Raw genomic sequence first — 19,996 nt, 5'->3', positions numbered from 1 at the left:
AGAAAAGCGGGGCGCTCGCGCGCCCCGCAGATCGGTTCGATCGATCAGAATTCGATCTTGCCCGGGAAATAATGTTGATAGGCGAGCTTGTAGTCCGGCGAGTTCATGAGCGTGTAGAACACGACGCGCTCGCACCAGGCCTTCTGGCTGTCGACCACCTTGGCGAAGAACTCGTCCTGCATGAGATCGGGCAGGATCTGATCCCAGGCGTCGAGCTGAACCTTGAGGACCTCTTCCGGCGTGCGCTGGACATTGACGCCGGACTCTTCCTGAAGCTTCTGCAGGTCGGAGGAATACTGATCCATGGCCAGTGCCGTGTTGGACAGATGCACCGCCTCGACCGCATATCTCAGGATTGCCTGAAGATCCGGATCGAGGCTTTCGAAACGGTCGCGATTGAAGATGAACTCGAAGGATTCGCTCGCCTGATGGTACGAGGAAAGCATGTAGTTCTTGGCCACGTCCTGCGCGCCGAAACGCATGTCCGAGGTCGGGTTATTGAACTCGAAGGCGTCGATGACGCCGCGCTCCATCGCCGGCACGATTTCGCCGCCGGGGAGCTGCGCCACGCTGGCGCCCATGGCCTGGAACAGATCGGCGGCCAGACCCACCGTGCGGTATTTCAGGCCTTGCACCTGATCCGCGCTCTCAATCGGTTCCTTGAACCAGCCGAAGGGCTGGGCCGGCATGCCGAAGGCGAAGAAGCCGACGATGTTGAGGCCGAGAATATCCTGGGTCAGCTCGCGATAGAACTCGTTGCCGCCGCCATGGTACATCCAGGCGATCATCTGCGTGGCGTCGGCGCCGAAGACCGGTCCCGTGCCGAATAGCGATGCGGCCTTGTTCTTGCCGTACCAGTAGACCGGCACGGTATGCGCGGCATCGAGGATGCCGTCGTGGCAGGCATCCTGCACCTGGAAAGCGCCCACCACCGCGCCCGCCGGCAGCAGGTCGATCTTCAGCCGCCCGCCCGACATGGCTTCGACGCGCTCGACATACTCCTTCGCCATGTCCTGGAACACGTCCGATGACGGCCAGGACGATTGCATCTTCAAGGTTATCGGAGATTGCGCCAGGACGGCCGGCGCGGCCAACGTTCCGGCCGCGGCTGCGCCGGCAGCCGTGGTCGCCTTACCGAGGAACTTCCGGCGTGAAAGTGCCTTGTCTGTCATGTTGATTTCCTCCCATTGGTGCCCATTGCTTTTGTTATCGAGCCAGCAGAAATTACCCCACCGGGCCAATCATGCAAGAAAACCGGGCCGGAGCGGAAGCCACGAAAGCCCCGTCTAAGACGAAAGTCGTACAAGACTTCGGCCGTTGCCGATGGCAATGCAGCGGCAAATCTCCTCCGCCGCGTGCCTTCGGAAATCAATTTCGATTTCGACGACGATGGGCTAGCATCGGCTGAACACAACGGATTTGGGTGGTTCAAATGGATTTCGTGCCGGAGAGTGCGGTCATATTCCAGTTCGCCGTCGCTACCTTCATCATCGCGTTAACGCCGGGACCGGACATGACCCTTTTCGTGGGCCGGGCATTGAGTCAGGGGAAAATGGCGGGCTTTGCCTGCATGTTCGGCGCGATGACCGGCATCCTGCTGCATACGAGCCTGGTTGCGCTCGGGCTTTCGGCGCTGATCGTGGCCTCGCCGGGGGCATTCTGGGCGCTGAAGATCTTCGGCGCGGGCTATCTGGTCTGGCTCGCCTATCAGGCAATCCGTAACGGCTCGGCCTTCGCCCCGGAGGGGAAAGGCGGACCGGGAAGGTCGCTCTTCAAGAACTGGGCGACCGGCCTCGGCATCAATCTCCTGAACCCGAAGATCATCCTGTTCTTCATGACCTTCCTTCCGCAGTTCGTCTCGCCGGGCGACCCCAATGCGCCCGGCCAGCTTTTCTTCCTCGGGCTGCTTTTCATCCCGCTGGCGCTGCCGATCACCGCACCCATGGTGTTGGCCGCGGACGGCTTCTCCAAGCTTCTCAGGAAAAGTCCCAAAGTAACGCGGGTGGTGGACTATCTTTTTGCCGGGGTGTTTTCAGCCTTCGCGGTGAAGATATTGACTGCACAGGCGCGGTAAGAAGGGACGCCTGCCGCTATCGGCTCTGACGAAGTTTGTTGATGCGTTTTGGAGAGAGCGAAGTATCCACCATCGTCATCCCGGAAGCCCGTCAGGGCTATCCGGGACCTATTGGAAGAGCATCGTGGAGCGTGGCCCAGTTCTCGACCGGGCGCACTTCAGCACCGGCAGCCCTTGCTATGGAGACCGGCCGCGCCTCTCAATAGATCCCGGCTCTCCCTGCGGTCGGCCGGGATGACGACGCAGAGTGCCCAACGCCGCTCTCATGCGATAGATCGTCGTCCTCAGGCTATCACAGCGGTCCCGTGAAGGCGCCTACTCTCCGTGCCCGGCGATCATCATCGCTTCAAGCGCCAGCCGATCCGATTTCTTCATGCGCTCCGAGGCGGATTTGAGCTGGCCGCAGGCGGCGAAGATGTCGCGGCCGCGCGGGGTGCGGATGGGGGAGGCATAGCCGGCGCGGTTGACGTAGTCGGCGAATTTTTCGATCTGGTCCCAGTCGGAGCATTCGTAGTTGCTGCCGGGCCACGGATTGAAAGGGATCAGGTTGATCTTGGCCGGGATGCCGCGCAGGAGGTTCACAAGCTCGCGGGCATCGTCCATGGAATCGTTGACGCCCTTCAGCATCACATATTCGAAGGTGATGCGCCGGGCATTGGACAGGCCCGGATAGTCGCGGCAGGCCTGCAGGAGCTTTTCGAGCGGGTACTTCTTGTTGATCGGCACCAGCTCGTTGCGCAGCTCGTCGCGGACGGCATGCAGCGAGATGGCCAGCATCACCCCGATCTCCTCGCCCGTGCGGTATATCTCCGGCACGACCCCCGAGGTCGACAGCGTGATGCGGCGCTTTGAAAGCGACAGGCCATCGCCGTCGGAGGCGACAAGCAGCGCCTGCTTCACATTCTCGAAATTGTAGAGCGGCTCGCCCATGCCCATCATGACGATGTTCGTGACCTTGCGCCCCTCGGCGGGCACGATCGCACCATCGGGCGTGTCGTGGTCGGGGAAATCGCCGAGCCGGTCGCGGGCGATGAGCAACTGGTCGAGGATTTCGCCCGCCGTCAGGTTGCGCACCATCTTCTGGGTGCCGGTATGGCAGAAGGTGCAGGTGAGCGTGCAGCCGACCTGGCTGGAGATGCAAAGCGTGCCGCGCCCTTCCTCGGGGATGTAGACGGTCTCGACGTCGACCGGCCGGCCGGCGCCGCGCGGCGGAAAGCGCAGCAGCCATTTGCGGGTGCCGTCCTGCGAGATCTGCTCTTCGACGATCTCGGGACGGGCGATGGTGAAATGGGCGTCGAGGGCCGCGCGGAGCTCCTTGGAGATGTTGAACATCTGCGAGAATTCGGAGACGCCGCGTACATAGAGCCAGTGCCAGAGCTGGCGCACGCGCATGCGAACCTGGCGCTCCGGCACACCGATCTCGGCCAGCGCCGCGCCCAGCTCGTCACGGGTCAGCCCGATGAGCGATTTCTTTTCCGCAAGCCCACTGGGGCGCAGCCGGTCGCGCGCTTGCGGCGTGGTCATATCAAGTGTCAGGGCCATGGTGTCACGCAATGGATCAATGCGGCGGCGGGAATATCATCGCCGCCCATACCGTCAGTTGCCGGGCACATAGCACGACTTTGCCCGGGCGTCACCTCCCGGCCCGCAGATAGGTGCGGCGCGGCGGATATGCCGCCGGCTACAGGTAGAGCAGCGAGCGGCCCTGCTCGTTGAAGAGGTGCATCTTGGCGGGGTCGGCGGCGAGCGAAATGGTCTCGCCGCGGCCGAGCTTCTGCACGCCCTGCAGTTTCAGGATGACGGGTTCGGGTGCATTCTCCACGTCGAGATAGACATTCGTCACCTCGCCAAGCGATTCCACGATATTGACCCGACCGTCGAACAGGCCGTTGCCGTTCGACGCGATGCTCAGATCTTCCGGCCGCACGCCGAACTTCACGGTGCGGCCCTCGGATCCGGCTTCTGAGGGGATCGGCAGCTCGGCCGTTCCATTGCCTAGCGTGACGGTGGTCTTCTCGCCGGCCTTCTCGATCTTCGCCGGCTGGATGTTCATCGCGGGCGAGCCGATGAACTGGGCCACGAAAAGATTAGCCGGACGCTCGTAAAGGTCGATCGGGTTGCCGACCTGCTCGATACGGCCGGCTGACAGGACCACGATGCGGTCAGCCAGCGTCATCGCCTCCACCTGGTCGTGCGTCACATAGACCATGGTGGAATCGGGCATGGACTCCTTGAGCTTGGCGATCTCGATGCGGGTGGCCACGCGAAGCGCTGCATCGAGGTTCGACAGCGGCTCGTCGAAGAGGAAGACCTTCGGATCGCGCACGATGGCGCGGCCGATGGCGACACGCTGGCGCTGCCCGCCGGAAAGCGCCTTGGGCAAGCGGTCGAGATAGGGCTCGAGCTGCAGGATCTCGGCGGCCGCCTTTACACGCCGTTCGATCTCGGCCTTGGGAGCCTTGGCGATCTTCATGCCGAAGGCCATGTTGTCGTAGACGCTCATATGAGGGTAGAGCGCATAGGACTGGAAGACCATGGCGATGCCGCGCTGGGAGGGCGGGATGTCGTTGACACGCTGCTCGTCGATATACATGTCTCCGTCCGTGATGGATTCCAGCCCGGCGATCATGCGCAGGAGCGTGGATTTTCCGCAGCCCGAGGGGCCTACGAACACGACGAATTCCCCCGGCTCTATCTCAAGATCGATGCCATGGATCACTTCGGTGACGCCGTAGCTCTTCTTGATGTTTTTCAGCAGTACGCCCGTCATGCGACCTCACTCCCCTGGCGCTGTCTGGCCAGCCAGTATCCATGCGGCTCGAGCGTCAAGCGCCCATCCTCCAGCCGCCCCTTGTCACCGAAACCGGCGATGGCCCCAAGGCCGGCGCCCGGCAGATCCATATGCACCGTAGCGCCGGACATGTTGATGGCGACCACGATGGCGCGGTCGCCGAAGCGGCGCTCGAAGGCCAGCACGGCATCGCTGTCGCCGATGAAGCGCAGCGCTCCCTTGGTCAGCTCAATATTCCTGCTGCGCAGCGCGATCAGCATCCGGTAGTGCTGCAGCAGGCTCTGGCCATGCTCCTGTTCCGATACGGCAAGATGCAGGTGCTCCGCCGGGACGGGGAGCCAGGGCCGGCCGGCGCTGAAGCCGCCATTGGGGCTGCCGCTTTCCCACACCATCGGTGTGCGGCAGCCGTCCCGGCCCTTGAACTCGGGCCAGAATTGAATGCCGTAGGGATCCTGCAAGTCGTCGAAATCGAGGATGGCCTCGGTCAGCCCCAACTCCTCGCCCTGATAGAGGCAGGCGGAGCCTTTGATCGTCAGGAGCAAGGTGGCGGCCATGCGCAGATAGGCGTCGCGATCTTCGGTCCGGTCGGCCCAGCGCGAGGCATGGCGCACCACATCGTGATTGGAGAAGCTCCAGCACGACCAGCCGTCCGGTGCGCTGTCATCGAAGTCGGTCAACGTCTTGCGGATGTGGGCCGGCGTCAGCGGGTCCGGCGCAAGGAAGTCGAAAGAATAGCACATATGCACCTTATCGCCGCCCGAGGTGTAAGCGCCGATGAGCTCCAGCCCGCGATGGCTCTCGCCGACTTCGCCGACGGCGACCGCGCCCGGATACTCGTTGAGGAGGGTGCGGAACCGCTTCAGGAAATCCAGGTTCTCCGGCCGATTCTTATCGTAGACGTGGCGCTGATAGCTGTAGGGATTGACCGCCGGCGTGCTTACGGCGTTGCGCTCTTCGGGCGGCAGGGCCGGGTTGTCCTCCAGTCCGGCGCTGTGGAAGAAGAAATTGAGCGTGTCGAGGCGGAATCCGTCGACGCCGCGGTCCAGCCAGAAGCGGGCGGTATCGAGAACCGCATCCTGGACTTCGGGATTGTGGAAGTTCAGGTCCGGCTGGCTGACCAGGAAATGGTGCAGATAATACTGCCGGCGCGTCGTGTCCCAATGCCAGGACGACCCGCCGAAGACGGAGAGCCAGTTGTTCGGCGGCGTGCCGTCCGGTTTGGGATCGGCCCAGACATACCAGTCCGCTTTGGAATTGTCGCGGCTCGCCCGGCTCTCGGCGAACCATGGGTGCTTATCGGATGTATGGGAGTAGACCTGGTCGATGATGATCTTGATGCCCAGCCTATGCGCCTCGGCAATCAGCGCGTCGAAATCTGCCAGGGTGCCGAACATCGGGTCGACGTCGCGGTAGTCGGAAATATCGTACCCGAAATCCTTCTGCGGCGATTTGAAGAAAGGCGATATCCACACCGCATCGACGCCGAGCGAAGCCACGTAGGGCAGCCGGCGGGTGATGCCCTGGAGATCGCCGATGCCATCGCCGTCCGAGTCCTGAAAGGAGCGCGGATAGATCTGATAGATCACCGCGCCGCGCCACCAGTCCAGGTCGGGCCGATTGTCGGCTTGGATGTGCGCGTTCATCGACGGAGCGCTCGCAGTGACGTTCATGAAGTGATCAGCCCCCTTTGACGGAGCCGGCAAGCAGGCCCCGGACGAGATAGCGTTGAAGTGCGAAGAAGACGATGATGGGGACTATGATGGCGACGAATGCCGAGGCGGTGAGGATTTCCCAGTTACCGCCGCGCGAGCCCAGAAGTTCCCGCAGCCTTCCCGTCAACACGAGCTGTTCCTCATTATTGCCGAGGAAGACGGTGGCGACCAGCAGGTCGTTCCAGACCCAGAGGAACTGGAAGATGGCGAAGGAGGCGAGCGCCGGGAAGGACAGGGGCAGCACGATCTTGCGGAAAATCTCGAAGTCGGACGCTCCGTCTACCTTGGCGCTCTCGATGATCTCACGCGGCAGACCGGAGATGTAGTTGCGCAGGAGGTAGACGGCGAGCGGCAGACCAAAGCCGGTATGCGCGATCCAGATGCCGATGAAGGATTTGCCGATACCCACTTCATTGTACAATCGCAGCAGCGGAATGAGTGACATCTGCAACGGGACGACCAGCAGGCCCACTATGGTGGCAAGCAGGATTGCCCGGCCCGGAAACTGCATCCAGGAGAGCGCGTAGGCGGCATAGGCGGCGATCAGGATGGGGATTACCGTGGCCGGTATGGTAACGGTCAGCGTGTTGATGAAGCTCTGGCCGATGCCCTCGGAGAAGAGGACCCGCTCATAGTTCTCGGTCGTGAATCGCGGCGGCTCGCTGATGGTGAGGAAGAGGCGCTCGCCGCGCCGGCCTTCCGGCTTTTCGGAATAGACGAGGCGGTAGTCGCCGTTCTCCTCGACGACCGCGGTGCCGCCGCCGCGCATTTCGACCTGTTCACCGGGTTCATAGGCGGCCGGTTCCCGCGACGAGGTGCCAAAGGCGCTGACGCGGCCCGAACCGCTTTCGAACAGATTGCCGGATATCACCCATTGCCCGTTCTGCTCAACCGCCTCTTCGGGAGGTGCGGCGCGCGCGATGACGTTCTGCTCGGACGTCGTGAGCGCCGTCCACCAGCCGCTGACGGCAAGCTGGTCCTTGTCGCGCAGCGAGGAGACGAGGATGCCGAAGGTCGGCAGAGTCCAGATCGCGACGAGCAACAGGACGGTAAGGTTAACGGCCCAGGAAAGGGCGGGACGGGTGCCGACGGCCGTGCTCATTTGATGTCCTTCCGGGCTTCGCGGATGTTCCAGGCCATGATCGGTATGACCATGGCCATGATGACCAGAGCGATGGTCGAGGCCCGGCCGAAGTCGAGGCCGCGGAACATCCAGTCGAACATGTAGTTGGCCAGCACCTGGCTGCCCCATTGTCCGTTGGTCATGGCAAGCACGATGTCGAAAACCTTGAGCACCAGAATGGTGATGGTGGTCCAGACGACGGCGATAGTGCCCCATATCTGCGGCACCTTGATCTTGTAGAAGATCTGGAACGGTGATGCGCCGTCGATGATCGCGGCTTCGATGGTCTCTTCGGGAATGCCGCGCAGGGCGGCGGAGAGGATGACCATGGCGAAGCCCGTCTGGATCCAGATCAGCACGACCATGAGGAAGAAATTGTTCCAGAAGGGAATCGTGATCCATGCCTGCGGCTCGAAGCCGAGCGATGTTACGATGGCGTTGAGGAGGCCAATCTGTTCCGAGCCGGCTGCGCGATAATCGTAGATGAATTTCCAGATGACGCTGGCGCCGATGAAGGAAATGGCCATCGGCATGAAGATGAGGCTCTTGGCCACGTTGCCCCAGGAAATGCGGTCGGTGAGCGCCGCCGATATGAGGCCGAAGAAGGTGGCGGCGGCAGGCACGACGAGCAGCCAGAGTATATTGTTGCGCATGCTTTCGCGGAATGCGGGGTCGCCAGCCAGCCAGCGATAGTTCGAAAGACCGATCCAGTGTTCACCGCTCGGCCCGTGGAAACTGAGGATCACCGTGTTGACGACCGGGTAGACCAGATAGAGGCCCAGAATGACGATCGCGGGGCCCAGGAAGAGCCATGGCCGGATGGCGTTTGCCTTGGTCAGATTGGCGCCGACATTCTCGCCGCGGGCAGGATAGAGGGTGTCGAGAAGCTTGTTTGAGCCCCAGAAATAGCCGAAGCAGGCGGCGACGCCGAGGATCATCACCAAGGTGGCGGTCAACAGCTTGATATCGGGGAGCAGGAGGCTGATGGCGGCGAAGGCGGCGACGGCTATCGCGACACTGATCACGATGCCGGCGATCATGATGACGAGTGTCAGAAGCGCCGTGACGAGATGCGAGATCAGCCGCGACAGGGCGGTAGGCGGCGAAGGCGCCATTGTTCCTGAAATAGCCACGTTTCTCCCCTCGGCTCACGCGTTCTTCTTGTTCTGCCGGAAACAGAGGCGAAGGGGGCGGCGCACCGCCCCCTTCGATCTGCTCTTGCTACTTGATCGCTTCCCATTCCTTCTGGATGTCCGACGCGACATCTTCGGCCGACTTGCCGCCGACATAGTCGATCATCCCTGTCCAGAAGGCGCCGGCGCCGATGCGGCCTGGCATCAGGTCCGAGCCGTCGAAGCGGAAGGTGGTGGCGCTGGCCAGGATGTCGCCCTGCTTCTTGAGTGGCTCGTTCGCATAAGCATCGGCATTGACCGCGGTGTAGGGGGTCAGGAAGCCGGACTGCGCCATCCACAACTCATGAGCCACGGGCGTCTTCAGGAATTCGATGAAAGCGCGCGCGGCATCGGAATCCTCGGTGATGGCGAACACCGTCCCCGCGCCGAGCACGGGCTTGCCGAGATCCTTGCCCTCATAAGCCGGCATATAGAAGAAGTCGGCGTCGAGGCCGAGTTCCGTACCCTCGGGAAAGAAGCTCGGAATGAAAGATGCCTGGTGATGCATGTAGCATTTGGGCGGCGAGGAGAAGAGGCCCTTGGGGCTGTCGCGGAAATCCGTGGAAACGACGCCCTCGGTGCCGCCGTCGACGAAGTCTTCATTGCGGGCGAACCAGCCGAATTCCTCGATCGCGGCGACGATACGCTCGTCATCGAAAGGAATCTCGTTGGCGACCCATTGGTCATAGACCTCCGGCGGCTGCGTCCGCAGCAGCATGTCCTCGACCCAGTCGGTCGCCGGCCAACCGGTGGCACCGCCAGAGCCAAGGCCGATGCACCACGGCGTCTCGCCGTCCGCCGCGATCTGCTCGGTGAGGGCCTTCAACTCCTCCATGGTCTCCGGGATCTCGTAGCCCGCGTCCTCGAAATTCTCGGGGACGTACCAGACCAGCGATTTGACGTCGGCCTTGTACGGGAAGGCGTAGAAGTTCTCTGTCCCGTCCTGGCCGGCATAGGTACCGAGATCGACCCAGGACTGGCCGGCGGCGTAGTTCTCCTTGACCCAATCCGCCGTCTCGCTGCCAAGCGAGGCCAGGTGGCCCATTTCGGCGAGATTGGCGGCAAGGCCCGGCTGCGGGAAAATGGCTATGTTGGGCGCGCTGCCAGACTGCGTGTCGATGACGATCTGCTGCTCGAAAGAATCCGAGCCGGAATAGTTGACGGTCGCGCCGGTCGCATCCTCGAAATAGGCCACAATCGACTCGAACAGTTCCTCGTCGGCGGATAGCCAGGGACCGAATATGGTCAGCTCCTGCCCTGATAGATCGTTCTCGGCCTTGAACTCTTCATAACTGTCCCAGTTGAAGCGATTGTCCTCGCCAGGCGCGAATTTGAGTTCCTGGGCTCCCGCCGCGCCGCAGGCAAGCGCCAGCGTCAGCGCGCAAGCGGCCGTGCCCGAAATCCTCGGTCTGATCATTGGTTTCCTCCACAATCGGCTCCTGCATAAGAGCCAGAAATCCGAATCTGGCCGCGCCGTTTACCGGCGAGACACCGTCGACAATATTGCCAAAGCTTTCAAAGCGCTTTGGATATCCTAGCATTGACCTTCCGGCCAGTTGAGTCAAGACGTGTCGATGCAATCAGCAGTGAACTCACGGATTTGTCAGCAGTTTTCGCGATAGGCCGGTGAAAGCCCCAGCACCATCCTGCTGCTGGCCTTGATTTGTTTCAGATGATAAGAAATAGTTCCAAAGCGGTTTGAAGGCAGGGAATTGCGTCGGTGGCTCGTGGAGCGGTCAATCTGAAACGGCTTTCGCAGGTGTTGGGACTCTCCCCGACCACCGTTTCGCGCGCGCTCAACGGCTTTCCGGAAGTCAACGAGAAAACGCGCGCCCGGGTGGTCGAGGCGGCCAACCGGCTCAACTATCGGCCGAGCGCCAGCGCAGCCAGCCTGGCCACGGGAAAGGCCCGCGCCATCGGCCATGTCGTGCCGCTGGCCGAGCACATGATGATCAACCCGCACTTTTCCGACTTCATGGCGGGGGCCGGCGAGGTGTATGCCCAATTCGGCTATGAAATGCTGATCAAGGTGGTGGCCCGCGAGGATGAAGCCGACGTTTATCGCGACTTCGCCAGCCGAAGCCGCGTCGACGGAGTCGTGGTCCACGGCCCGGTGACCAACGATCCGCGCATTCCACTGCTCAACTCGCTCGGATTGCCATTCGTCGTCCATGGCCGGTGCGACGATCTGGCGAGCGACTATTCCTGGCTGGACGTCAACAACCGGCGGGCCTTCTGCCGGGCGGCCGAGTTCCTGTTCGATCTCGGACACCGGCGCATCGCCCTCGTCAACGGTATCGAAGCGATGAACTTCGCCGGCAGGCGCCGGCGCGGCTATGAAGACGCCCATCAGGCGCGGGGCGTGCCGCTCGACGCCGGCCTGATGTTCGGGGCGGACATGGTGGAGCCTTACGGCTACCGCGTCGCCAGGAAGCTGCTTGAGAGCGCCGACCCGCCGTCGGCATTCCTGGTGGCGAGCGTGCTGCCGGCGATGGGCGTGATCCGGGCGATGGGGGAACTGGGGCTGAAGGCGGGGACGGACGTGTCGATCATCGCCTTCGACGACGACCTTTCCTTTCTCCAGGCACCGAGCGAGGGCGGGGGCAGAGGCATCCCGTTCTTCACCGCCATGCGCTCCTCCATCCGCGAGGCGGGACGCCGCGCGGCAGAAATTCTGCTGGAGCGGATCGACGCGCCCGCCGATGCGGCGCCCAGGCAGGAGTTGTGGGAGGCCGAACTGGTGATCGGAACAACAACCGGCCCGCTGAGACAGAGCGCTGGCGGGCGCCGCGCATTCCGGGTATAGGCGACCTCCCAACAAACCGACCTCCAGCACGGCAGAAGCATTCAAAAAGGATTTCAGATGAATAGCGGACCTGATGTAATCGATTGCAGGAGGGCGGATTACCCGAAAGATTTTCTCTTCGGCGTCGCCGCGTCGAGCTACCAGATGGAGGGCTCACGCTTCGGCGGCTGCGGCGTTTCCCACTGGGACACCTTCGCCGCCACGCCGGGCAACACGGCGCGCGGCGAGAATGGGTCGGTGGCGTGCGATCACTATCATCGTTGGCCCGAAGACCTCGACCTGATACGCAACGCAGGGCTGGACGCCTACCGCTTCTCCATGTCGTGGGCGCGCGTGCTGCCGGAGGGCAGGGGAAAGGCGAACGCGGAAGGGCTCGACTTCTACGACCGGCTTGTCGACGGCATGCTGGAGCGCGGCATCAAGCCTTTCGCCACCCTCTATCATTGGGATCTGCCGGTGCCGCTGGCTGATCTTGGCGGTTGGCGCAACCGCGACATCGCGGCATGGTTCGCCGACTACACGGATGTGGTCATGCGCCGCGTGGGCGACCGCATCCATGCGGCGGCGCCCATCAACGAGCCCTGGTGCGTTGCCTGGCTCAGCCATTTCTTGGGGCATCATGCCCCCGGGCTGCGGGACATACGGGCGGCGGCCCGGGCCATGCACCATGTGCTCCTGGCGCACGGGCGCTCGATCCAGGCGATGCGGGCGCTGGGCATGGAGAATCTGGGCCTCGTGACGAATTTCGAATATGCGGCGCCCGCCGACGACAGCAGGGAGGCGGCAGAAGCCGCCAGGCTCTACGACGGAATCTATAACCGCTGGTTCCTGGATGGCGTCTTCAAGAAATCCTATCCGGAGGAGGTTCTGGCGGGGCTCAGGCCGCATATGCCGGAAGGATACGAGCGTGATTTCGACATCATCGCCGAACCGGTCGACTGGGTAGGCATCAACTACTACACGCGCAAGCTCATCGCCCCGGACGGGAGCGGCCAGTTCCCCGCGCTGAAGGAGGTCGAGGGACCGCTTCCAAAGACGCTGATGGACTGGGAGATCTATCCGGACGGGCTCGCATTCTTCATTGACCGGGTGCATCGGGACTATGCCAAGGGCCTGCCCATTTATGTGACGGAAAACGGCATGGCCTCGGCGGATCGGCTTGCCGGCGGCGCGGTCGGCGATCCCGCCCGCATCGACTTTCTCAACCAGCATCTGGCCAGGGTTCGTCAGGCCATCGATGCCGGGGTGCCGCTGAAAGGCTATTTCATCTGGTCGCTGCTCGACAATTACGAATGGGCGCTGGGCTACGAAAAGAGCTTCGGCCTCGTCCATGTTGATTTCGATACGCTGCAGCGCACGCCGAAAGCTTCGTGGCATGCGTTGAAAGAAGCACTGCGCTCGGAGTAACAAGGAGAACCGAACAATCCGAGGACACGGCGTGACCCTGGCTGGATCGCTTTTCCCAATCGCCTGCTGGTTTCTCTACACGGTCCTCGCAGGACTGCTGGAGACCGTGCGGCCTTCGCTTTCGATGATCATGAGCAGGCACCGCCGCCGCTGGGTGGAGAATGCGGTGCACCGTGAAACGCCCATGGATGCGATCCTGTCGGGCAATCTCATGAGCTCCGTCTCGTTCTTCGCCTCGACCACTGTGCTCATCATCCTGGCGCTGTTCGCGGTGCTGGGGCAGGTCAATTCGGTGGTGGAGGCGGTGAATGTAATCCAGCCGGAACAGGCGATCACCAAGGCGGATGTCGAAACGCATCTCATCCTGGTACTTGTGATGTTCGTGCTCGCCTTCATGGCGTTCACGCTGTCGCTGCGCCAGTTCAACCATTTCTGCATCATGCTCGGCGCGGCAGAATATGCGGAGAAAAGCGACAAGGAAGAGATCTACGTGATCACGGCGCTGAACACGCTGGGCGCGCGCAATTTCAACCAGGGCATCCGGGCCTATTATTTCGCCATCGGCATGGTGGCCTGGTTCATCTCGCCATTGGCTGCCATTGTCACGACCGTTCTGATATTCGGCTCGATCCTTTATCGCGAGTTCTTTTCGTCGGCACGCATGCTGGTGGCGGGCCTCAAGATAAAAGGGCAGGAGGACAAGCAGGGCTCAGCCGGCTATTAATCCTATTTCAAACAGCCGGCCCTACGCTTGCCGCGATTTCCTGCGTCATCCGTGCGGCGCGGTTTTTCGTTCACCTGATTGGCAGGCAACATGACGAGCATCGTACCGGTCATCATCTGCGGAGGCGCGGGCTCGCGCCTTTGGCCGCTTTCACGGGAAAACCATCCCAAACCGCTTATCCGGCTGGGCGACGGCCTGTCGCTGATCCAGCATGCGCTGCTGCGCGCCATCGCGCTGCCCGGCGTGTCGGACCTGATCACGGTCACCAACCGCGACCTGTTTTTCGCCATCGAGGACGAGTATCGGCAGCTGGGGCTGGACCTTGGCCGCTCGCGATTCCTGCTGGAGCCTGTCGGGCGCAACACGGCCGCTGCGATCGCCGTGGCGAGCCTGGAGGCGGCCGAGACCCTGGGCGGCGAGGCGATCCTCTGCGTGCTGCCTGCCGATCACATGATCGCCGATACGCCGGCGCTGGTGAAAGCGGTGGAGCAGGCGGCGGTGCTCGCCGGAAAAGGGCGCATCGTCACTTTCGGCATCAAACCGACCCAACCGGAAACCGGCTACGGATATATCGAGGCCGACCGGACCGATGTCGTGCGCTTCGTGGAGAAGCCCGACGAGGCGACGGCGCGCGAATATATAGCGTCGAGCCGCTTCCTGTGGAACTCGGGCATGTTCTGTTTCCAGGCGAAGACGATGATGGAGGGGATGGAGGAGCATTGTCCCGACATCCTTTCGGCATGCCGCGAATCTCTTGAAAAGGCGCGCAGGTCTGCGGGGGAAGACTCCGATCAGGTGCTGCTGGACGGCCAGGCATTTGCCCATGCGCGCGCCGATTCCATCGATTATGCGGTTCTTGAGAAGGCGCCCAACGTTTCGGTAGTCGCCTGCGACATCGGCTGGAACGACATCGGTTCGTGGTCGGCTCTGGGCGAGCAGTTTGAAAGCGACGATAGCGGCAACCGGATTCACGGCGTCGTCAGCGCCGTCGGTTCGCACGGAAACGTCGTACGCGGCAGCAACCGGCTGATCGGCCTTGTCGGGGTCGACGATCTCGTCGTTGCCGACACACCTGATGCCTTGCTGGTCGCTTCCCGCGAGCATGCACAGGATGTGAGGCTTCTCTATAACCGGCTGAAGGATGCGGGCGACGAGACATACCGCATCCACAGCACGGTCTTTCGGCCCTGGGGCTCCTATACCGTGCTGGAGGAGGGGCCGCGCTTCAAGATCAAGCGGATCGAGGTGAAGCCGGGCGCCCGGCTGTCGCTGCAGATGCACCACCATCGGGCCGAGCACTGGGTCGTGGTGTCGGGCACGGCGCGGGTGGTCAATGGCGAGCAGGAGATGATGCTGACGACGGATCAGTCGACCTACATCCCCTGCGGCGCAATGCACCGCCTGGAAAATCCCGGTATTCTCAAGCTGGTGCTCATAGAGGTGCAGACGGGCGACTATCTGGGCGAGGACGACATCGTCCGCGTCGAGGACGTTTACGGCCGCAGTTAGGTCCGCTCACGGGCCGAAGCGGATTCGCTTTTCGATCTCAGGCTTTCCCAGGAGGACATCGAGGAAAGCGCGCAGGCGGGTCGGCCTGGCCATTTTATCCGCGACCGTCAGCCTTGCCGGAGCGTCGCCGGAACGGTTGTTTGCGGGCTGGCACGGCCCTGCTGACGCCGATGGCCAGGCAGACGGGATAAGATGGAAACATCCGTTCGAAAAATGGGGCTGCGGAACGGCCTGAGCCGTTCCGCAGCCCCGCTCCTGGGAGGAGATATTGCAATAGCAATCGGTTCTAAAAAGCGATCCCAGGTCGCAGTATAGGATGACAGGTAGCGGCTGTTTTTTGATCCGCCATTTGTCCAGTATGGTTCCGTCGGCAGCCGCCTTGACCACCGCGTCAATGCTCCGAAACAGGCATTCACCACAGTTGTCTTGGCGTCAAAGTAAAAGATATACGTGATAACAAACTGAAATCATTACATAATTTTCTTCAACCCGTGTCTGATAGCGCGCCCTGTCGTTTCTGTCGAGCCTTGCTGAAATCACATTTTCGCGCGCAGCCGTGATCGCGGGAGTGAACCTGCATCGGCCTGATGCGTTATCCCCTGTAAACCGCGTCACTTGCAAATCATTTGCATTTGCACTATTTGCCTGTATGCGCGTTGCAAATCGGTTGCAGTTGCGTGACGAGTTTCCGGGAGACGAGGGACATGAAGATGATTGACGGTTTGCGGCGGACCTTCTTGGCGCGGGTTCTTTCCATCGCTGCCTTATGCGTCCTGGCACTCGGTGCGCAGCCCGCGCTTGCACAGCAGCCGCTTTCGATCGTCGCAACGACGGGCATGATCGCCGATGCAGCGCGGCAGGTCGGCGGCGACGAGGTCGAGGTGAAGGCGCTGATGGGGCCGGGCGTCGATCCGCACGCCTATCGCCAGACCCGCACCGACATCCTGGCGATGACCAAGGCCGATCTCGTCTTGTGGCACGGGCTTTTCCTGGAAGCCCAGATGGAAGACTTCATGCACAAGCTGAGCAAAGGGCGGGCAGTGGTCGCCGTTGCGGAAAGTCTGCCCAAGGACCTTCTTCTGGCGCACGATGACTATCAGGACAAATTCGACCCGCATGTGTGGATGGACCCGGACCTTTGGTCGAAGGTCGTGGTTACGGTGCGAGACGCTCTAATCGAGGAGCGGCCAGAGGCCAGGGAGGTCTTTATGCAGAATGCGGAGGCGCATTTGAAGGAGATCGCGGATCTCGCCGTCTATGCCAGGAAGGTTACGGCCAGTGTGCCGGAGGCATCGCGCGTGCTGGTCACAGCGCATGATGCCTTCAAATATTTCGGTAGAGCCTACGGGTTTGAGGTGTTGGGCATCCAGGGCATCTCCACGCAGAGCGAGGCGGGGCTCAACCGTATCTCGGAGCTCGTCGACATCTTGGTCGATCGCAAGATCGGCGCCGTCTTTGTGGAGTCGTCGGTGTCGGACCGTAACATGCGGGCGCTGATCGAGGGTGCCGCGTCCAAGGGGCACAAGGTCGTCATTGGCGGTCAGCTGTTTTCCGACGCCATGGGGTCTGAGGGCAGCTACGAAGGGACCTATCTCGGCATGATCGATCACAATGTAACGACCATCACCCGGGCGCTCGGCGGCGATGCGCCCGAACGCGGCCGGCTGGGCCGATTGTCGGCGGGGAGCTGACGATGGCCATGGCGGCCCAACCCGTCGAGATCGCCGCCGGCAAGGGACCGGTGGCATCGGCCGCGGATATGGCGGACAGTCCGCTCGCCGTCCACGAGCTCACGGTGTCCTATGGCGAAAAGCCGGCCGTCTTTTCGGTCGACGCCGTGGTGCCGGCGCAATCCATGACGGCCATCATCGGGCCGAATGGTGCCGGCAAGTCGACGCTGCTCAAGGCAGCGCTCGGCATCGTGCCGCGGCTATCCGGACAGGTGACGGTGTACGGCCAGCCGGTCGAAAAGGCGATGAACCGCATTGCCTATGTGCCGCAGCGGGCCTCCGTCGACTGGGATTTCCCCACGCGTGTCATCGATGTCGTTCTGATGGGGCTTTATCGCGAACTGAGCCTTTTGCGCCTTGTGCGGCGAAGCCACCGCGAGCGCGCCCTTGCCTGCCTGGAGCGGGTGGGCATGGACGATTTCGCCGATCGCCAGATCGGCCAGCTTTCGGGCGGGCAGCAGCAGCGCGTCTTCCTGGCGCGGGCGCTGGCGCAGAACGCCGATCTCTACCTCCTGGACGAGCCTTTTGCCGGCGTGGACGCCGCGACGGAAAAGGCGATCATCGATGTCTTGAAGTCGCTCAAGGCGGAGCAGCGCACGGTGGTGTGCGTTCACCACGATCTGGCGACGGTGGCCGACTATTTCGACCATGTGCTTCTGATCAACGTATCCAAGATCGCGGAAGGGCCGGTGGCGACGGCGTTCACCGCCGAAAATCTGCAGAAGACCTATGGCGGCAGGCTCGCCACGGCGCACATAGACCAACTGAAGCTGCCGGTGGGCTGATCGTCCGATGTCGAGCATCTTCTTAGACGCGCTCATCCTGCAGTCGGGCTATAACGCGGCGCTTGTTGCGCTCGGGGCGGCACTTCTCGGCATAGCGGCGGGCAGCGGCGGCACCTTCCTGTTCCTCCGCAAAAGGGCGCTCGTCAGCGACGCCGCGGCGCATGCGACGCTGCCAGGAGTCGGGCTGGCTTTCATGATCATGGTCGCTTTCGGAGGCGATGGCCGGAACCTGATCGGGCTTCTGCTCGGTTCGGCGGCCACCGCAGGTCTCGGTCTTCTTGCGGTCGAGTGGATAACGCAGCGTACCCGATTGGCCGAGGATGCCGCGATAGGCGCGGTGCTGTCGGTCTTCTTCGGGGTCGGTATCGTGCTGCTCACCATCATCCAGTCCATGTCGAGCGGAAATCAGGCTGGACTGGAGGGGTTCCTGCTCGGTTCGACCGCCGGCATGCTGTTTCGGGATGCAGTGGTGATCGCGGTCGGCGGGGCTGTGGCGGTGGCGCTGATCGTCCTGTTGCGGCGGCCGATGACGCTGGTTGCCTTCGATACGGAATTCGCGGCTACCGCCGGTATCAATGTGCGCAGGATGGACCTGGCGATGATGGGGTTGGTGATGGCAGTCACCGTCATTGGCCTGAAGCTGGTGGGTCTCATCCTGATTGTCGCGATGCTGATCATCCCGCCGGTGACGGCGCGGTTCTGGACCGAGAGGACCGATCGGGTCATCTGGATCGGCGGTGCGGTCGGCGGCGTTTCGGGCTATGTGGGCGCGGCCATTTCAGCCTCCGCGCCCAATCTGCCGACCGGACCGATCATCGTCCTGGTGAGCTTCGGGCTGTTCGTGCTGTCGCTCCTGTTCGCGCCCCGGCGCGGCATGCTGGCGGCGCTGTTCCGGCGCCGGCGCTTCCAACTCCGCGTGCACCGCCGGCAGGGCCTGCTGGCTCTGGCGCATGGCGAGCCGATCTTCGACCAGTTGACGCTTTCTGTCCTTCGTCGCGAGGGGCTGATCCGCCAAGATCAAGTTCCCACGGAAAAAGGCCGGGCGAAGGCGGCCAAGGCGCTGCGTGACGAAAAGCGCTGGGCGGTCGCGCGCCAGCTCTATGCCGACGAGGCGGTCGCCGCCCGTTATGACGGGCTGACACCCATCGAAACGGTGCTGACACGGGACGAAATCGCGGAAATCGACCGCGTTATCGGCCCGCCGACGGCGGTTATGGGCTGAAAAGAGGTGAATATGGGCGCAGAATTCGTTCAACTCAGCCTGACGCCGCTGCTGATCGGCATACTCGCGGCGATTGCCTGTGCGCTGCCGGGCAACTTCCTGATCCTGCGGCGGCAGGCGTTGATCGGCGACGCGATCAGCCACGTGGTGCTGCCGGGGATCGTGGTGGCGTTCCTGATCACCGGCGTCGTCTCCACCTGGCCGATGCTGCTGGGGGCGGCCGGTGCGGCGATCGTCGCGGTCATCATCATCGAAGCGATCAAGCGGATCGGCAAGATCGAGCCGGGGGCGGCGATGGGCGTGACGTTCACCTCGCTGTTTGCCGGCGGAGTCCTGCTTCTGGAGCAGAGCGACACGAGCGCGGTGCATCTGGACGTCGAGCACGCCCTATACGGAAATCTGGAGAGTCTTATCTGGCTCTCGGCGGAAGGCTGGTCGTCACTGACGGACGCGACGGCGCTTGCCGACCTGCCGCCGGAGCTTTTTCGCATGGCGGCGGCTGCCGGGCTCATCGCGCTGCTGACGCTGATCTTCTGGCGGCCCCTCAAGCTATCCACCTTCGACGAAGGGTTTGCGAGCGCCGTCGGCATTCCAACGGCCGCTGTGAGCCTCGGGCTCGTCGTCGTGGCCGCGGTTGCCGCAGTTGCCGCGTTCGACGCGGTGGGGTCGATCATCGTCATAGCCATGTTCATCTGCCCGCCGGCGGCCGCCCGGCTGATGACCAATCGCCTCGAAGCCCAGATCGGGTGGAGCGTTGCGTTTGCGGCGCTTTCGGCCGTGCTAGGCTATGTCCTGGCAGGCTACGGCCCCCTGTGGCTGGGCGCCGACAATGCGGTGAGCGCGGCAGGCATGATCGCGACGGTGTCGGGCATCATACTGGCGCTCGCCTGCCTGTTCGCCCCGCACCGCGCGCGCATCGGCGCGCCGCGCGGGGCTTAACA

The 19,996-nt window shown here is 62.7% G+C and carries 16 protein-coding genes; 9 read left to right on the top strand and 7 right to left on the bottom strand.

What is annotated here, in order from left to right:
- Positions 1–44: 44 nt before the first annotated feature.
- A complete protein-coding gene (locus NTH_RS07095; RefSeq protein WP_338529365.1) occupies positions 45–1,172 on the bottom strand; it encodes a TRAP transporter substrate-binding protein in 1,128 nt (375 codons plus the stop codon).
- A gap of 260 nt (positions 1,173–1,432) precedes the next feature.
- Between NTH_RS07095 and NTH_RS07090 the strand changes: the two genes are divergently transcribed.
- The gene (locus NTH_RS07090) at positions 1,433–2,074 is read left to right on the top strand and encodes a LysE family translocator (RefSeq protein WP_338529364.1); all 642 of its coding nucleotides are present in this window, start codon (positions 1,433–1,435) and stop codon (positions 2,072–2,074) included.
- A 315-nt stretch (positions 2,075–2,389) separates the two neighbouring features.
- Here the strand turns inward: NTH_RS07090 and rlmN are convergent, their stop codons facing one another.
- The 6 genes from rlmN to NTH_RS07060 all read right to left on the bottom strand — a co-directional run bounded on the left by rlmN (position 2,390) and on the right by NTH_RS07060 (position 10,289).
- A complete protein-coding gene (gene rlmN / locus NTH_RS07085) occupies positions 2,390–3,616 on the bottom strand; it encodes a 23S rRNA (adenine(2503)-C(2))-methyltransferase RlmN (protein WP_338529363.1) in 1,227 nt (408 codons plus the stop codon).
- A gap of 139 nt (positions 3,617–3,755) precedes the next feature.
- Positions 3,756–4,844, bottom strand: coding sequence for an ABC transporter ATP-binding protein (locus NTH_RS07080; protein WP_338529362.1), 1,089 nt, complete (start codon positions 4,842–4,844; stop codon positions 3,756–3,758).
- Positions 4,841–6,508, bottom strand: coding sequence for an alpha-glucosidase (locus NTH_RS07075; protein ID WP_338529361.1), 1,668 nt, complete (start codon positions 6,506–6,508; stop codon positions 4,841–4,843). Before NTH_RS07075 ends, NTH_RS07080 begins: the two co-directional genes overlap by 4 nt.
- Positions 6,509–6,542: 34 nt before the next feature.
- Positions 6,543–7,679 (bottom strand): carbohydrate ABC transporter permease, encoded by a 1,137-nt coding sequence (locus NTH_RS07070; protein WP_338529360.1) that lies wholly within the window; start codon positions 7,677–7,679, stop codon positions 6,543–6,545.
- Positions 7,676–8,638: a sugar ABC transporter permease gene (locus tag NTH_RS07065; RefSeq protein ID WP_338531829.1), complete on the bottom strand. Its 963-nt coding sequence runs from the start codon at positions 8,636–8,638 to the stop codon at positions 7,676–7,678. The genes NTH_RS07070 and NTH_RS07065 overlap by 4 nt, the downstream gene beginning before the upstream one ends.
- Before the next feature lie 283 nt (positions 8,639–8,921).
- Positions 8,922–10,289 carry an ABC transporter substrate-binding protein gene (locus NTH_RS07060; protein ID WP_338529359.1) on the bottom strand — a complete coding sequence of 456 codons (1,368 nt, stop codon included), beginning with the start codon at positions 10,287–10,289 and terminating at the stop codon, positions 8,922–8,924.
- 303 nt (positions 10,290–10,592) lie between these two features.
- On the opposite strand from NTH_RS07060, the gene NTH_RS07055 reads away from it, so the two are divergent.
- From NTH_RS07055 to NTH_RS07020, 8 genes are all read left to right on the top strand, one after another.
- Complete coding sequence (locus tag NTH_RS07055) at positions 10,593–11,678, top strand: substrate-binding domain-containing protein (protein WP_338529358.1); 1,086 nt, start codon at positions 10,593–10,595, stop codon at positions 11,676–11,678.
- Positions 11,679–11,735: 57 nt separating this feature from the next.
- Positions 11,736–13,085 (top strand): GH1 family beta-glucosidase, encoded by a 1,350-nt coding sequence (locus NTH_RS07050; protein WP_338529357.1) that lies wholly within the window; start codon positions 11,736–11,738, stop codon positions 13,083–13,085.
- Positions 13,086–13,116: 31 nt separating this feature from the next.
- Positions 13,117–13,809, top strand: a complete 693-nt coding sequence (locus NTH_RS07045) for a DUF599 domain-containing protein (protein WP_338529356.1) — start codon at positions 13,117–13,119, stop codon at positions 13,807–13,809.
- A 90-nt stretch (positions 13,810–13,899) separates the two neighbouring features.
- On the top strand, positions 13,900–15,318 hold the full coding sequence (locus NTH_RS07040) for a mannose-1-phosphate guanylyltransferase/mannose-6-phosphate isomerase (protein ID WP_338529355.1): 1,419 nt from the start codon (positions 13,900–13,902) through the stop codon (positions 15,316–15,318).
- A 704-nt stretch (positions 15,319–16,022) separates the two neighbouring features.
- Complete coding sequence (locus NTH_RS07035) at positions 16,023–17,009, top strand: metal ABC transporter solute-binding protein, Zn/Mn family (RefSeq protein WP_338529354.1); 987 nt, start codon at positions 16,023–16,025, stop codon at positions 17,007–17,009.
- Positions 17,010–17,017: 8 nt separating this feature from the next.
- Positions 17,018–17,833 carry a metal ABC transporter ATP-binding protein gene (locus NTH_RS07030; RefSeq protein WP_338529353.1) on the top strand — a complete coding sequence of 272 codons (816 nt, stop codon included), beginning with the start codon at positions 17,018–17,020 and terminating at the stop codon, positions 17,831–17,833.
- Between the two features lie 7 nt (positions 17,834–17,840).
- Positions 17,841–19,055: a metal ABC transporter permease gene (locus NTH_RS07025; protein WP_338529352.1), complete on the top strand. Its 1,215-nt coding sequence runs from the start codon at positions 17,841–17,843 to the stop codon at positions 19,053–19,055.
- Between the two features lie 12 nt (positions 19,056–19,067).
- Positions 19,068–19,994, top strand: coding sequence for a metal ABC transporter permease (locus NTH_RS07020; protein ID WP_338529351.1), 927 nt, complete (start codon positions 19,068–19,070; stop codon positions 19,992–19,994).
- The last annotated feature ends 2 nt before the right edge of the window (positions 19,995–19,996 follow it).

The organism is Nitratireductor thuwali (assembly GCF_036621415.1).
Classification (GTDB): domain Bacteria; phylum Pseudomonadota; class Alphaproteobacteria; order Rhizobiales; family Rhizobiaceae; genus Chelativorans; species Chelativorans thuwali.
This window is presented reverse-complemented; position numbering and strand designations above follow the sequence as displayed.